The organism is Tistlia consotensis USBA 355 (assembly GCF_900177295.1).
Lineage (GTDB): Bacteria > Pseudomonadota > Alphaproteobacteria > Kiloniellales > DSM-21159 > Tistlia > Tistlia consotensis.
Map to the genome: position 1 here is coordinate 1 of NZ_FWZX01000038.1, position 12,577 is coordinate 12,577.

13 protein-coding genes are annotated in these 12,577 nt (G+C 72.9%); 5 read left to right on the plus strand and 8 right to left on the minus strand.

What is annotated here, in order from left to right; all coding sequences use genetic code 11:
• Positions 1-235 precede the first annotated feature (235 nt).
• Together B9O00_RS32770 and B9O00_RS28295 are read left to right on the plus strand one after the other, a co-directional pair.
• Positions 236-802 (plus strand): hypothetical protein, encoded by a 567-nt coding sequence (locus B9O00_RS32770; protein WP_143596376.1) that lies wholly within the window; start codon positions 236-238, stop codon positions 800-802.
• Positions 799-1,248 (plus strand): metal ABC transporter ATP-binding protein, encoded by a 450-nt coding sequence (locus B9O00_RS28295; RefSeq protein ID WP_085126104.1) that lies wholly within the window; start codon positions 799-801, stop codon positions 1,246-1,248. Before B9O00_RS32770 ends, B9O00_RS28295 begins: the two co-directional genes overlap by 4 nt.
• 188 nt (positions 1,249-1,436) lie before the next feature.
• Here the strand turns inward: B9O00_RS28295 and fabI are convergent, their stop codons facing one another.
• The 8 genes from fabI to B9O00_RS28335 form a co-directional block, all read right to left on the minus strand.
• Positions 1,437-2,231, minus strand: a complete 795-nt coding sequence (gene fabI / locus B9O00_RS28300) for an enoyl-ACP reductase FabI (protein WP_085126106.1) — start codon at positions 2,229-2,231, stop codon at positions 1,437-1,439.
• Between the two features lie 149 nt (positions 2,232-2,380).
• A complete protein-coding gene (locus tag B9O00_RS28305) occupies positions 2,381-3,205 on the minus strand; it encodes a protein tyrosine phosphatase family protein (RefSeq protein WP_085126108.1) in 825 nt (274 codons plus the stop codon).
• Between the two features lie 32 nt (positions 3,206-3,237).
• On the minus strand, positions 3,238-3,891 hold the full coding sequence (locus B9O00_RS28310; protein ID WP_085126110.1) for a DUF6691 family protein: 654 nt from the start codon (positions 3,889-3,891) through the stop codon (positions 3,238-3,240).
• Positions 3,888-4,457 carry a YeeE/YedE thiosulfate transporter family protein gene (locus B9O00_RS28315; RefSeq protein WP_085126112.1) on the minus strand — a complete coding sequence of 190 codons (570 nt, stop codon included), beginning with the start codon at positions 4,455-4,457 and terminating at the stop codon, positions 3,888-3,890. The genes B9O00_RS28310 and B9O00_RS28315 overlap by 4 nt, the downstream gene beginning before the upstream one ends.
• A gap of 235 nt (positions 4,458-4,692) precedes the next feature.
• Positions 4,693-4,986: a DUF1330 domain-containing protein gene (locus B9O00_RS28320; protein ID WP_085126114.1), complete on the minus strand. Its 294-nt coding sequence runs from the start codon at positions 4,984-4,986 to the stop codon at positions 4,693-4,695.
• Positions 4,987-5,125: 139 nt separating this feature from the next.
• On the minus strand, positions 5,126-5,866 hold the full coding sequence (locus B9O00_RS28325) for a Bax inhibitor-1/YccA family protein (RefSeq protein ID WP_085126116.1): 741 nt from the start codon (positions 5,864-5,866) through the stop codon (positions 5,126-5,128).
• A 117-nt stretch (positions 5,867-5,983) separates the two neighbouring features.
• A complete protein-coding gene (locus B9O00_RS28330; RefSeq protein ID WP_085126118.1) occupies positions 5,984-8,587 on the minus strand; it encodes an ABC transporter permease in 2,604 nt (867 codons plus the stop codon).
• The gene (locus B9O00_RS28335; protein WP_089229838.1) at positions 8,587-9,285 is read right to left on the minus strand and encodes an ABC transporter ATP-binding protein; all 699 of its coding nucleotides are present in this window, start codon (positions 9,283-9,285) and stop codon (positions 8,587-8,589) included. Before B9O00_RS28335 ends, B9O00_RS28330 begins: the two co-directional genes overlap by 1 nt.
• 254 nt (positions 9,286-9,539) lie before the next feature.
• On the opposite strand from B9O00_RS28335, the gene B9O00_RS28340 reads away from it, so the two are divergent.
• The 3 genes from B9O00_RS28340 to B9O00_RS28350 all read left to right on the plus strand — a co-directional run bounded on the left by B9O00_RS28340 (position 9,540) and on the right by B9O00_RS28350 (position 12,550).
• Positions 9,540-10,211 carry an arylesterase gene (locus B9O00_RS28340; protein ID WP_089229837.1) on the plus strand — a complete coding sequence of 224 codons (672 nt, stop codon included), beginning with the start codon at positions 9,540-9,542 and terminating at the stop codon, positions 10,209-10,211.
• Positions 10,204-11,361 carry an FIST signal transduction protein gene (locus B9O00_RS28345; protein ID WP_085126122.1) on the plus strand — a complete coding sequence of 386 codons (1,158 nt, stop codon included), beginning with the start codon at positions 10,204-10,206 and terminating at the stop codon, positions 11,359-11,361. The genes B9O00_RS28340 and B9O00_RS28345 overlap by 8 nt, the downstream gene beginning before the upstream one ends.
• A 145-nt stretch (positions 11,362-11,506) precedes the next feature.
• Entirely contained in the window at positions 11,507-12,550 is a 1,044-nt protein-coding gene (locus B9O00_RS28350) for an aldo/keto reductase (RefSeq protein WP_085126124.1), read from the plus strand.
• Positions 12,551-12,577 lie beyond the last annotated feature (27 nt).

Consider the following 12,577-nt stretch of genomic DNA (forward strand, 5'->3'; position numbering starts at 1 on the left):
TCGCCGCCGACGAGCTGTTGCAGGAGCTGGGCCGCGAGATGGAGCCGGAGGAGAAGGCCGACGCCGTGCTGCAGATGTACCGGAACGAGCTGGAGCGGAAGGTCTCCGGGCAAGCCGCTCTATCGTTCCCGGAGGTGGTCAGGCTCTTCCGCAGCGTTGCGTAGGCAGGGTGGAATTTTAACCTTTGGGCGCATAGAACGAGCGACTTCCGACCGTACCGGCATGGGGGACCTAAGTGCCTGAGCTTGCAGACATTAAGAGGCGTAACAAGGATCAGATCGAACGGCAGAGCCGGAAGGAGCCGGCGCCGGAGGACAGCGAACCACCGAGGGTCATCATCAGGGACGTACGGAACAGCGGCACGATCATCATCGGCAACAACGCGGTAGTGAAGGCCAGTGCGGTGAACGTCTTCCTGATCGTCGCTCCGGACGGCTGGAAGGGTGACGGCCAGGCCGGGGACTTGGCTCTGCCGCTTCGGGGCACGCCGGCCGCCGGCATCGGGCGCACCGCGGTCCCCGCGCTGATCGCCGCGCTCACGCCGCGGGACTGCGCAGAAATGATCGATCTGTCGTCAGTCGGTCTCAAAGCATGTGCCGAAATTCGGCCCGTTTCGCTCGGAACCGCTCAATCGGTCTCAAACCGCCTCGCACCGCCGCCCGACGACGAACCGCCCTCAAACCCGCAGTATGCCTTGGCCTCCGCCGCGCTCGCCCGCCTCAAGGCCGCTCGGGCCAGGTCTCAAAGCGATCACCTCCCCACAGTGGCGCCGGGCGTCGGGGGCAGAGGGGGTTTGCCATGACCTTGAAGGTGAAGGTGGCGCTCGCCGTGGCGACGGCGGCGCTGGTCGGGGGCTGCGCGTCGCAGCCCAAGAACATCACGGCGGCCTACGTCTCGCCGGTGCAGTACGCCGACTACAGCTGCCCGCAGATCACGGCCGAGATGGACGGCGTCAGCAAGCGCACGGTCGAGCTCTACGACCACCTGCAGAACAAGGCCGACAACGACAGCGCCGAGATGGCGATCGGCATCGTGCTGTTCTGGCCGGCGCTGCTGATGCTGAACGGCGGCGACGGGCCGGAGGCCCAGGAGTACGCGCACCTGAAGGGCGAGTACAAGGCGCTGGACGAGGTCGCCGGCAAGAAGAGCTGCACGGTCACCACGCGCTCGCCCGAGACGATCATCAAGGAGAAGGAAGAGCAGAAGCAGAAGGAGGCCGAGTCCAAGGGCGCCGGCTATCCGACCTGAGGCCGACCTGAGGCCGACCTGAGGCCGGCGGGGGCGCGGCCGGCCCGCGCCGCCTCGCTGGAGCGTCGCCCCGCTCGGATCGCATCGCCGGCCCGCAGCCCCACCCGGCCCCCCCTACCAGGATACTGACGTGGGTGGCCGGGTGGGCCTGCGGGCCGGAGCCGAACCAGTCTCGAGCCGTCCTCTCCCTACCCCACCACGTGGTAGCCGGCGTCGACGTGCACCGTCTCGCCGGTGAGCGAGCGCGCCGCGTCGCTGCAGAGATAGGCGGCCAGGGCGCCGATCTCCTCGATCGTGACCAGGCGGCCCTCGGGGCTGTGGCGGCGGGCGCGGTCCAGCAATTCGTCGAAGCGGTCGAGGCCGCTGGCCGCGCGGGTCAGCAGCGGCCCGGGCGAGAGCGCGTGGACGCGGATGTTCTGCGGCCCCAGCTCGGCGGCAAGGTAGCGCACCGAGGCCTCGAGCGCGGCCTTGACCGGGCCCATCAGGTTGTAGTGCTCGACCACCTTCTCGGCGCCGTAGAAGGAGACGGTCAGCAGGGTGCCGCCGGCCGGGGCGCCGCTCGGCCCCGGCGCCGTCATCAGCGGCTCGGCCAGCTTCGCCATCCGGAGGAAGGAGTGGCAGGAGACGTCCATGGCCAGCGCGAAGCCGTCGCGGCTGGAATCGACCAGGCGGCCGTGCAGGTCCTCCTTCGGCGCATAGGCGATCGAGTGGACCAGGAAGTCCAGGCGCCCCCAGGCCCTGGCGACGGCGTCGAACGCCGCCTCCAGCTGGCCCGGCTCGCGCACGTCGCAGGGCAGCAGCAGCGGCGCCTCCAGGCGCTCGGCGAGCGGCGCCACCCAGGGCTTCGCCCGGTCGTTCAGGTAGGTCAGCGCGACCTCGGCGCCCTGGGCCCTGAGCGCCGCGGCGCAGCCCCAGCCGATCGAATGCTCGTTGGCGACGCCGACCACCAGGCCGCGCTTGCCGTCGAGGGAGAAGAGGGCCATCCCGCCGTCCTTTCGCAGATGCGATATTGCATGTGCGAAAGATATAGCGGCCCGAGGTTAAGGGAATAAGGCCGAGCACCCGGGCCGCGGCGGTCTGGCGCGCCCGGGCTCGGCTGCCTCCCGGTCGGCGGCTCCCTCGGCTCCCCCCTTCAGCTGCCCTGGGGCGGCAGCTTGAGGACCTGGCGCACCGCGGCCTCGCGGCCCGCGGTCATGCCGACCGTGCGGCCTTCCTGGATCGCGACCTCGGGCGGCACGCCGCGGCCGGCGCGGTAGAGCGTCCAGAGCGCGCCGACCCGGTTGGCGCTGTGGCAGTGGACCAGGATCGGGTAGTGCGCCGGGTCCTCGACCAGCGTCGTGAAGGCGGCGACCTGCTCGGCGGTCGGCGCCTTGGCCGAGACCGGGATCGAGACGTAGTCGAGGCCGGCGGCGGCCGCCGCCTGGGCCTCGGCCCCGGGGTCCTCCTCGGCGGTGCGCAGGTTGACGACGGTCTTGAAGCCGAGCGCCTTGAGCTGCGGCAGGGCCTCGAGCTTGACCAGGCCGCCGGTGCCGACGTAGGGCGCGGCGCGGCCGTAGTTGTCGACGATCGCCGGCATCTTGTCGCCGAAGGGCGCCTGGGGCAGGCCGGCGGCGAGGTCGAAGGGATTGGCCGCCGCGGCGCTCATCATCGCCGCCTTGGCGGGCGCGCAGGGGTTCGCCGCCGCGCAGGGATTGACGGCACTGGGATTGACGGCCGCCGGCGCGCAGGGATTGGCCGCGGCCGGGGCCATCGGCTTGACCGCGGCGCAGGGGTTGGCCGGGGCGCAGGGATTGACGGCCCTGGCCGGCGCGCAGGGGTTGCTTTGGGCCTGGGCGGCCGGCAGCGGGGTCGCCAGCGGCAGCTCCAGGACCTGCAGGCCGCCGGCGACGCCGAAGGCGAGGACCAGCGGCAGAGCGGTCGAGGTCAGGCGCTTGCGGGTGGGGATCGAGGGACTCATGGCAGGGACTCTCCCGGAAGGCGGCGGGGGGATCAGGCGGCGAAGGGACGGTGCGGCCGCGCGGCCGGGCGGGGCGGCGGCGTGCCGGCCTCGGCGGCCAGGGCCTGCTCGGCGGTGACGGGCCCGCCGAGGCGCCGCTCCAGCCGGCTGCCCAGCCGCCAGCCGCCGGCGGCGACCAGGGCGAGCAGCGCGATGACCAGCCAGTCGGGCAGGCCGAGCAGGGCCGAAAGGGTCTGGCCCTGCGGCCCGGCGGCGGCGGTCACCAGGCCGGCGAGCAGCGGATAGAGCGCCGCGAAGACGACCGTGCCGGCGACCATGCCGAGGATGAAGACCAGGGCGTCGCCGCGCCCCGAGGCGAGGCCGACCGCCGAGGTGCCCGGGCAGTAGCCGCCGAGCGCGAAGCCGGCGCCGATCAGCAGGCCGCCGCCGAGCGTCGCCCAGAAGAACAGCGTCGGCACGAAGACGCCGCCCGGCCTCAGCACGCCCAGCGCCTGGGCCAGCCAGAGCCCGAAGGCGGCGACGATCACCGCGGTGAACATGACCTTGAAGACCGACCAGTCGCTGAGCTCGAACTGGGCGGTCAGCTTGGTCGGGCTGCCGAAGCCGGCGCCCTCGAGCACGTAGCCGAACAGGATGCCGCAGAGCAGGCCGGCGGCGAGGCCGCCGTCGTAGAGGGGCAGGCTCATGACCGCACCTTTCTGAGGATCAGGCTGACCGCGAAGCCGGCCAGGAAGAAGCCGATCAGGAAGACGAAGCCGGCGACCGCCAGGGTCGCGCCGCCGGACAGGCCGAGGCCGCTGGTGCAGCCCAGCGACAGGCGGCCGCCGAAGCCGACCAGCGCGCCGCCGGCGAAGGCCGCGGCGAGGCGGCCGCCGAGCGAGGCGCCGCCGTACCCGGACCCGTGCCCCCCGCCTCGGCCCTGGGGCCCGGCCTCGACCATCGGCCGGAAGCGCCGCGCCGCCAGGCTGCCGCCGAGGCCGCCGATCACGACGCCCACGGCCTCCCAGGTGATCCAGGAGGGCAGCGGATCGGCGCCGCCCGCGACGAAGCCGCCGAAGTAGGCGTTGGCGGCGGTCCAGCCCGGCGCCAGCCAGGCCGAGACGGCGGCGGCCAGGCGCGTGAAGAAGCCGCTGGCGCCGAGCCCGTGGCCGGTCACCAGGAAGGTCAGCAGCAGCGTCAGGCCGAGCGCGACCCCGGCGACCAGCGGGTGCCAGAAGGGCGCAGGGCGGAACGAACGGGAAGCATCGGACATGGTCGGTCCCCTCGCCTGTCAGCGGCGTCGGGACATACATATTCGACTTTCTGCAATCGTTCCTTGACCTGGATCAAGGGGCGGGCCTGCGAACCGGCACTCCCCTTTCGTCCTGCCAGCGCGCGGTCGCGCGCAGCGCCGGAAGAGAGGGCGCTGAGGTGGCCCGGTCTGCGTCCCCTCTCCGCCCCCTGGGGCGGAGAGGGAGAAACGAGGCCCCGGGTCCGGCTCTCCCGCGCTACCCCGCGAAGCCCTCGAAGAGCGCCAGCGCGCCCGTCGAGGCGGCCTGGCGCAGCGGCACCAGCTCCTGGTAGCCGGCGCTCTCGTACCAGCCGCGCGCGGCGGCGCTGTCGGGGAACTCGATGACGACCAGGCGCTGGACCTGCCAGTCGCCCTCCAGCACCTCGGGCTGCGGGCCGCGGATCACGAAGCGGCCGCCCCAGCGGGCGATCTCGGCGGGCACCCGCGCGGTGTACTTCTTGTAGGCCTCGGGGTCGGTGACCTCGACCGTTCCGACGATGTAGGCGACCATCCGTCCTTACCTCCCGGTTTCTCGTTCTGGGCAGGCCCCTCGATAGCGCAAAGCGACGAAGCCCGGGAGGGGGTCCTCCCGGGCTCCGCCGGTCCGCCGCCGCGAGGCGCCGGTCAGGTCTAGGGTGTCAGGCCAGCGATCAGTTCCTGTTCATCATGCCGAGGATGTTGAGGATCCAGATGAACAGCGTGATGAAGGCGCCGTAGAGGATGAAGGCGCCGAAGATCGCCTTGCGCGTCACCACGTCGTGGCCGTCGGTCTCGTAGTACATGTTCTTGATCATCTGGGTCTCGTAGGCAGTCAGCCCCGAGAACACCAGGACCACGACGATCGAGAGGATCAGCTCGAAGCCGCTCGACTGGATCAGGAAGACGTTGACCAGCATGGCGATCAGGATGCCGATCGTCGCCATCGCCAGGAAGGCCCCCATCGGCGCCAGGTTGCGCTTGGTGGTGTAGCCGTAGAGGCTGAGGCCGGCGAAGGCCGCCGCCGTGATGAAGAAGGCCCGGGCGATCATCTCCGCGCCGCCCGCCATGTGCAGGTAGGCGAAGAACATCGGGCCGAGCACCGCGCCCCACAGGCCGGCATAGCCCCAGAAGCAGAGCTGCGCGACGCCGACCGACTTGGTCATGATCAGGCGCGGCGCGAACCAGCCGAGGCCGAGGATGCCGATGAACAGGACCCAGAAGCCGCCGCCCGACAGGCTCGCGACCAGCTGCGGATTCATCGCGACCAGCATCGCGATGGCGCCCGTGAAGGCGACGCCCAGCGACATGTAGTTGTAGACGCGCAGCATGTAGCTGCGCAGGCCCTGGTCGAGCTGCGCCTGGTCGGCCTGCGTGCGGGCAAAGCTGCGCACGTTCTGAGGACCGAATGCCATTGGATGCCTCTCCGCTTCCTGCTTGTTGATTTACCGGCCTCATAGAGTGGGGATTGACGGCGGCGAATCAAGCTTTCCCACGTCGCTGCGCGCTTCGGTCCGCTCCTTTTTCGAGCCCTACTCGTTGCGCAGCAGCGGCGCCGCCTTCTGGGCCAGCGCCCGCCAGGTGCCGACGAAGCCGAACAGCAGGGTCACCGCCGTCGCCAGCAGCACGGTCAGCGCGACCCGCCCGGCCAGGAAATGGAAGGGGCTGTTCATGATGTCGGTCAGGACCCACCAGGCGGCGAGCGAGCCCGCCAGGGCCGCCAGCAGCGCGGTGACCAGGCCGATCAGGCCGTACTCCAGCAGGAAGGCCCGGCCGATGTCGGCGCGCGTCGCGCCCAGCACCTTCAGCACGACGGCGTCGTAGATCCGCCGGCGGTGGCCGGCGGCGACCGCGCCGGCCAGCACCAGCGTGCCGGCGAGCAGCGTCACCCCGGCGGTCGCCGTGACCGCGGCGGCGATCGAATCGAGCATCTGCGCGAAGGTCTGCAGCGCCTCCTTGACGCGGATCGCCGAGACGTTCGGCAGGGCGTCGGTGACGCGCCGCTCGAGCGCGTCCTCGGCCGCCGCCTGGCCCAGGGCGTCGTCGGGCCCGGGCTGCAGGCGCACCGTCGCGATGTCCTGGTGCGGCGCGCCCTCCAGCAGGCCGGGCGAGAAGATCATCACGAAGTTGATCTTGAGGTCGGCCCACTCGACGGTGCGCAGGTTGGCGATCTCGACCGTGAAGTCGCGGCCCAGCACGTTGATCGTCAGGTGGTCGCCCGGATGCAGGCCGAGCGCCTTGCCGACCTCGTCGTCGAGCGAGACCAGGGGCGCGCCCCGATAGTCGGCCGGCCACCACTGACCCTCGGTCAGTTTCGCGCCCTCGGGGGGCGTGGCGCGCCAGGTCAGGCCGCGGTCGCCCTGGAACACCCAGGTCACCTGCTTGGGGATCTGGAGATCCTCGGGGCGCTTGCCGTTCACCCGGGTGATGCGGCCGCGCAGCATCGGCACGCGCGTCTCGGCGACGACGCCGGGGGTCGCCCCGACGATCTTCTGGAAGGTCGCGACCTCGTCGGGCTGGATGTCGATGAAGTAGAAGCTCGGCGCCTCGGCCGGCAGCTCCTCGAGCACCCGCTGCCTCAGGTTGCCCTGGATCAGGGCGATGGCGACCAGCACGGTCAGGCCGAGGCCGAGCGACATCGCGACGTTGGCGGTCGGCGCCCCCGGCCGGTGCAGGTTGGCGAGCGCCAGGCGCAGGTCCGGCCGGCGCGGCCGCGGCAGGCGCTCGGCGACCCGGACCAGGCCGTGGGCGGCCAGGCGGAAGGCGGCGAGCGCCAGCGCCGCGCCCAGGATGAAGCCGAGCGCGAGGCGGCTGTCGGAGGTGCCGAGCACCGCCGTCCCGGCCAGGGCAAGGGCGGCGAGGCCGGTCGCGGCGACGGCCCAGCGCGGCGGCCAGCGGCGCGCGCGCTGCACCGTGTCGCGGAACAGGGCGACGGCCGGCACCTGCTGGGCGCGCGCCAGCGGCCAGAGCGAGAAGGCCAGGGTCGTCAGCAGGCCGAAGAGGGCGGCCAGGGCCAGCGCCCCGGGATAGAGGCCGCCGGCGACCTGGAAGTTCAGCCGCTCGGACAGCAGCGGCCCGACGGCGAGCGGGACCAGCGCGCCGACGACCAGGCCGCCGAGCGTGCCCAGCAGGGCCAGGGCCAGGACCTGCCAGAGGTAGGCGCGGAAGATCAGGAAGGCCGGCGCGCCCAGGCACTTCAGGGTCGCGATCGTCGGCTTCTTCTGCTCCAGGTAGCTGCCGACCGCGTTGGCGATGCCGACGCCGCCGACCAGCAGCGCCGTCAGGCCGACCAGGGTCATGAACAGCCGGACCTGCTCGACGAAGCGCTGGATCCCGGGCGCGGCCTGGGCCAGGCCGCGGATCCGCCAGCCCGATTCGGGCAGCGCCGCGACCAGCCGCTTGCGCCAGTCGGCGAAGGCCCGGCCCGGCGGCAGGTCGAGGCGGTAGTGGTACTCGATCAGGCTGCCCGGCTGGACCAGGCCGGTCGCCGGCAGGCTGGCGAGCGCGACCATGACGCGCGGGCCGAAGCTGAAGACCCGGCCGGCGCGGTCGGGCTCGTGCCGGATCGTGCCGCGGATCCGGTAGTCGAGCCCGCCGATCGCCAGGCGGTCGCCGACCTCGAGGCCGAGCCGGCCGAGCAGGGCCGGGTCGACCAGCGCGCCCCAGCTGCCGTCCCGCTCGGCCAGTGCCGCCGGCCCGAGGCCGGCCGGCTCGGTGGCGAGCGCGCCGTAGAGGGGGTAGGACCCGTCGACCGCCTTCAGCTCGACCAGGCGGCGCTGCCCGCCGCCGGGATCGCGGGCCATGGCACGCAGCTCGGCGGTCTCGGACAGGCGCCCGCTGTTGGCGGTCAGCCAGGCCAGCTCGGCCGGCGTCGCCTCGCGGTGCAGCAGCCTCAGCTCGGCCTCGCCGCCGAGCAGCGCCCGGCCGTTCTGCTCCAGGCCGTCGAGCATGGCCTGGGCCAGCGAGCCGACCGCGGCGATCGCCGCGACGCCGAGCAGCAGGCAGGCCAGGAAGATGCGGAAGCCCCGGAAGCCGCTGGCCGGGCCGCTGCGCAGCTCGCGCCGCGCGAGGCGCAGCGACAGCGGCCAGCGGCCGCCGCCGACGGCCGCTGCGCGCGTCAGGGCCGCCTCGGCCATCAGGCCGGGACCCGGTCCGCGGCAGGGGCGGCGGCGACATCCTCGACGATGCGGCCGTCCTGCAGGCGCACCGTGCGGCCGCAGCGCGCCGCCAGCGCCGGGTCGTGGGTGATCAGCAGCAGGGTCGTGTGCCGGCCGGCCTGCAGCTCGAACAGCAGCTCGATGATCTTCTGGCCGGTCTCGCCGTCCAGGTTGCCGGTCGGCTCGTCGGCCAGCAGCAGGTCCGGCTCGACGGCCCAGGCGCGGGCCAGGGCGACGCGCTGCTGCTCGCCGCCCGACAGCTGGCCGGGATAGTGGCCGGTGCGGTGGCCGAGGCCGACCCGCACGAGCGCGTCCTGCGCCCGCTCGAAGGCGTCGCGCCGGCCGGCGAACTCCAGCGGCACGGCGACGTTCTCGACCGCGGTCATGGTCGGGATCAGGTGGAAGTCCTGGAACACGATGCCGACCCGGTCGCGCCGGAAGCGCGCCAGGCCGTCCTCGTCGAGCCGCGCGAAGTCGACGCCGCCGACCGCGACCCGGCCGCCGCTCGGCCGCTCCAGCCCGGCGATCAGCATCATCATCGAGGACTTGCCGGAGCCCGAGGGTCCGACGATCGAGACGGTCTCGCCGGCGGCGACCGCGAGGTCGAGGCCGCGCAGCACCTCGACCGGCCCGGCACCGCCCGGATAGGTCAGGCGCAGGCCCTCGAGCGAGATCATCGGGCCGGGCGTCGCGTCGATGTCGGCCATTCGGGTCCTTTCGGGAGCGGCGGGGCAGCAGCGCCTCCAGGCCGGATATGGGGGCCGGCCGGGACGGGTCAACGCAGGCCGCGCCGCCGCAGCGCCGCCGCGGCCGGCATGGCGGGCGCTGGGCTGGCGCTGGGCGGGCGGCGGGCGGCGTGCGCGACCGCGCCCCTTGCTTGATCGCCTGTCCGCTGTGCTTACTTCTTGGGCGGAACAGGAAAAGGGCCGCCATGCGCTTGCCTCCGATCGTCCGGCGCCTCGCCGCCCTGCTCGTCCTGCCGCTGCTCGCGGCCGGGACCGGGGCCTCGCTGGCCGCCGAGGCGCCGCTCCGCCTGATGGCCTTCGGCGACTCGCTGATCCACGGCTACGGCCTGCCCGACGGCGAGACCTTCCCGGACCAGCTGCAGGCGGCGCTGACGGCCCAGGGCCGCGCCGTCACGGTGATCAACGCCGGCAGCTCCGGCGATACCTCGGCGGCGGGTCTGGCGCGCCTGGACTGGAACCTCGCGGAGAAGCCCGACGCGGTGATCCTGCTGCTCGGCGCCAACGACGCGCTGCGCGGCCTCGACCCGGCCGAGACGCGCAGGAACCTCGAGGCGATGCTGGCGATCCTGGAGCGGCACAAGCTGCCGGTGCTGCTCGCCGGCATGAAGGCCCCGCCGAACCTCGGCGCCGGCTATGCCGGCGAGTTCGACGCGATCTATCCGGCCCTGGCGAAGCGGCACGACCTCGTGTTCTATCCCTTCTTCCTGGAGGGCGTGGCGGCGGTGCCGGCGCTCAACCAGGACGACGGCATGCATCCCAACGCCCAGGGGGTCGCGACAATCGTGAAGGGCATCCTGCCCAAGGTCGACGAGCTGCTCGACCGCGCCCGCGCGGCCAGGGAGGCGGCCAATGGCTGAGCCGGCGATCGAGGCCGCGGCCGGCGGCTTCAAGGGCGCCCACGCCGAGGCGGCGGACTGGGCCGGCGTCGCCAAGGCGCTGATGGACGGCCTCGATCCCGTGCCGGCCGGCGCCAACCTGGGCTTCCTCTACGTCACCGACGCGCTGGCCGCCGACTACTCCTCGCTGCTGACCTTCCTGCGCGAGCGCAGCGGCGTCGAGCACTGGGTCGGCACGGTCGGCATGGGCATCGCGGCGAGCGGCATCGAGTCCTTCGGCATGCCGGCGGCCGTCGCCCTGGTCGGCGCCCTGCCGCCGGGCAGCTTCCGCGTCTTCGGCCCGAACAACGGCGGGCTGGCCGCGGCGACGGCGCTGCGCAGCGGCTGGCCGAGCGGCACCGGGCCGGTGTTCGGCGTCGTCCATGCCGATCCGCGCAGCCCGCGCATCGTCGAGCTGATCGCCGAGACAGCGGAGGCCAGCGGCGCCTTCCTGGTCGGCGGCCTCAGCTCGTCCGGCGGCGAGCTGCCGCAGCTCGCCGACCGGGTGGTCAGCCAGGTCGGCGGCGCCATCGGCCTGTCCGGCGTGCTGTTCGACCCCAGCCTGCAGGTCGCGACCGGCCTGACCCAGGGCTGCGCCCCCCTCGGCCCGACGCGGCGGGTCACCGCCGCCGAGGGCAACCTGCTGATCGAGATCGACGAACGGCCGGCCGTCGAGGTGCTGAAGCAGGACGTCGGCGAGCTGCTGGCCCGCGACCTCAGGCGCGCCGCCGGCTACGTCCACGTCGGCTTCCCGATCGCCGGCAGCGACACCGGCGACTACCTGGTGCGCAACCTGGTCGCGATCGATCCCGAGCGCGGCGTGCTCGGCGTCGCCGAGCGGCCCGAGGTCGGCCAGCCGGTGCACTTCGTGCGGCGCGACCCGGCGGCGGCCTGCGCCGACCTGGAGCGCATGGCGCGCGAGACGCTGACCCGGGCCGGCGGCAGCGCGCGCGCCGCGCTCTACCACAGCTGCCTCGCCCGCGGCCCCAACCTGTTCGGCCCCGGCTCGGTCGAGCTGTCGATTGTCCGCGACGTGCTGGGCGAGATCCCGGTCGCCGGCTTCTTCGCCAACGGCGAGATCAGCCACGACCGGCTCTACACCTACACCGGCGTGCTGACCCTGATCCTCTGAGCGCGCGGCGAGACCGGCGGGGCCCAGCCATCCGATCTCGCCCCTGGACAACGCGCCGCGCTTTCGCTTCCCTCCCAGCGCCTTTCCCCCGCCCGGCGGCGCCCGGGCACCTCCGCCACCGACCGACGAGACGAAGGAAACCGCCATGGACATGCGCCGGCTCGGCCGCAGCGACATCCAGGTCAGCAAGGTCTGCCTGGGCACCATGACCTGGGGCACCCAGAACAGCCAGGACGAGGCCTTCGAGCAGATGGACTACGCGCTGGAGCGCGGCGTCACCTTCTGGGACACGGCCGAGATGTACCCGACGCCGACCGGGGCCGAGACCTACGGCGAGACCGAGCGGATCATCGGCAACTGGCTGGCCAGCCGCGGCGGGCGCGAGCGCGTCGTGCTGGCGACCAAGGCGGTCGGCCCGAACCCGACGCGCTTTCCCTACATCCGCGACGGCAAGCCGCGGCTCAACCGCTGGCACCTGGAGCGGGCGCTCGACGCCAGCCTGAAGCGCCTGCAGACCGACTATCTCGACCTCTACCAGCTGCACTGGCCGGACCGCTCGACCAACCACTTCGGCAAGCTCGGCTATGTCCACGATCCAGACGAGGACTCGACGCCGATCGCCGAGACCCTGGCGGTGCTCGCCGGGTTCGTGACGGCCGGCAAGGTGCGCACCGTCGGCCTGTCGAACGAGACGCCCTGGGGCGTCATGTCCTTCCTGAAGGAAGCCGAGGCCGGGGTCGGCCCGCGCCCGGTCTCGATCCAGAACCCCTACAGCCTGCTGAACCGCAGCTTCGAGGTCGGGCTCGCCGAGGTCGCGATGCGCGAGGCGGTCGGCCTGCTGGCCTACGCGCCGATCGCCGGCGGCACGCTCAGCGGCAAGTACCTGGACGGCCACTGGCCCGAGGGCGCCCGGATGACCGTCAGCAAGGACAACCGGCGCTACTTCAAGCCGAACTCGGAGCCGGCGATCCGCGCCTATGTCGAGCTGGCCCGTGACCACGGCCTGGAACCGGCGACGCTGGCGCACGCTTTCGTCTACGGGCGGGAGTTCCTGACCGCCTCGATCGTCGGCGCGACCTCGGTCGATCAGCTGAAGGTCGCGATCGACGCGGCGGAGGTGACCCTGGGCAGCGCGGTCCTGGAGGCGATCGAGGCGATCCACCAGCGCTTCACGATTCCCTGCCCGTAGCAGGCCGAATCGCCGCTATGCTGCAGT

What these genes read in the sequence shown, in the direction of transcription:
- B9O00_RS28295 (WP_085126104.1), top strand. Translation starts at nt 799, where the DNA reads ATGACCTTGAAGGTGAAGGTGGCGCTCGCCGTGGCGACGGCGGCGCTG.
- fabI (WP_085126106.1), bottom strand. Translation starts at nt 2,231, where the DNA reads ATGGCCCTCTTCTCCCTCGACGGCAAGCGCGGCCTGGTGGTCGGCGTC.
- B9O00_RS28305 (WP_085126108.1), bottom strand. Translation starts at nt 3,205, where the DNA reads ATGAGTCCCTCGATCCCCACCCGCAAGCGCCTGACCTCGACCGCTCTG.
- B9O00_RS28310 (WP_085126110.1), bottom strand. Translation starts at nt 3,891, where the DNA reads ATGAGCCTGCCCCTCTACGACGGCGGCCTCGCCGCCGGCCTGCTCTGC.
- B9O00_RS28315 (WP_085126112.1), bottom strand. Translation starts at nt 4,457, where the DNA reads ATGTCCGATGCTTCCCGTTCGTTCCGCCCTGCGCCCTTCTGGCACCCG.
- B9O00_RS28320 (WP_085126114.1), bottom strand. Translation starts at nt 4,986, where the DNA reads ATGGTCGCCTACATCGTCGGAACGGTCGAGGTCACCGACCCCGAGGCC.
- B9O00_RS28325 (WP_085126116.1), bottom strand. Translation starts at nt 5,866, where the DNA reads ATGGCATTCGGTCCTCAGAACGTGCGCAGCTTTGCCCGCACGCAGGCC.
- B9O00_RS28330 (WP_085126118.1), bottom strand. Translation starts at nt 8,587, where the DNA reads ATGGCCGAGGCGGCCCTGACGCGCGCAGCGGCCGTCGGCGGCGGCCGC.
- B9O00_RS28335 (WP_089229838.1), bottom strand. Translation starts at nt 9,285, where the DNA reads ATGATCTCGCTCGAGGGCCTGCGCCTGACCTATCCGGGCGGTGCCGGG.
- B9O00_RS28340 (WP_089229837.1), top strand. Translation starts at nt 9,540, where the DNA reads ATGCGCTTGCCTCCGATCGTCCGGCGCCTCGCCGCCCTGCTCGTCCTG.
- B9O00_RS28345 (WP_085126122.1), top strand. Translation starts at nt 10,204, where the DNA reads ATGGCTGAGCCGGCGATCGAGGCCGCGGCCGGCGGCTTCAAGGGCGCC.
- B9O00_RS28350 (WP_085126124.1), top strand. Translation starts at nt 11,507, where the DNA reads ATGGACATGCGCCGGCTCGGCCGCAGCGACATCCAGGTCAGCAAGGTC.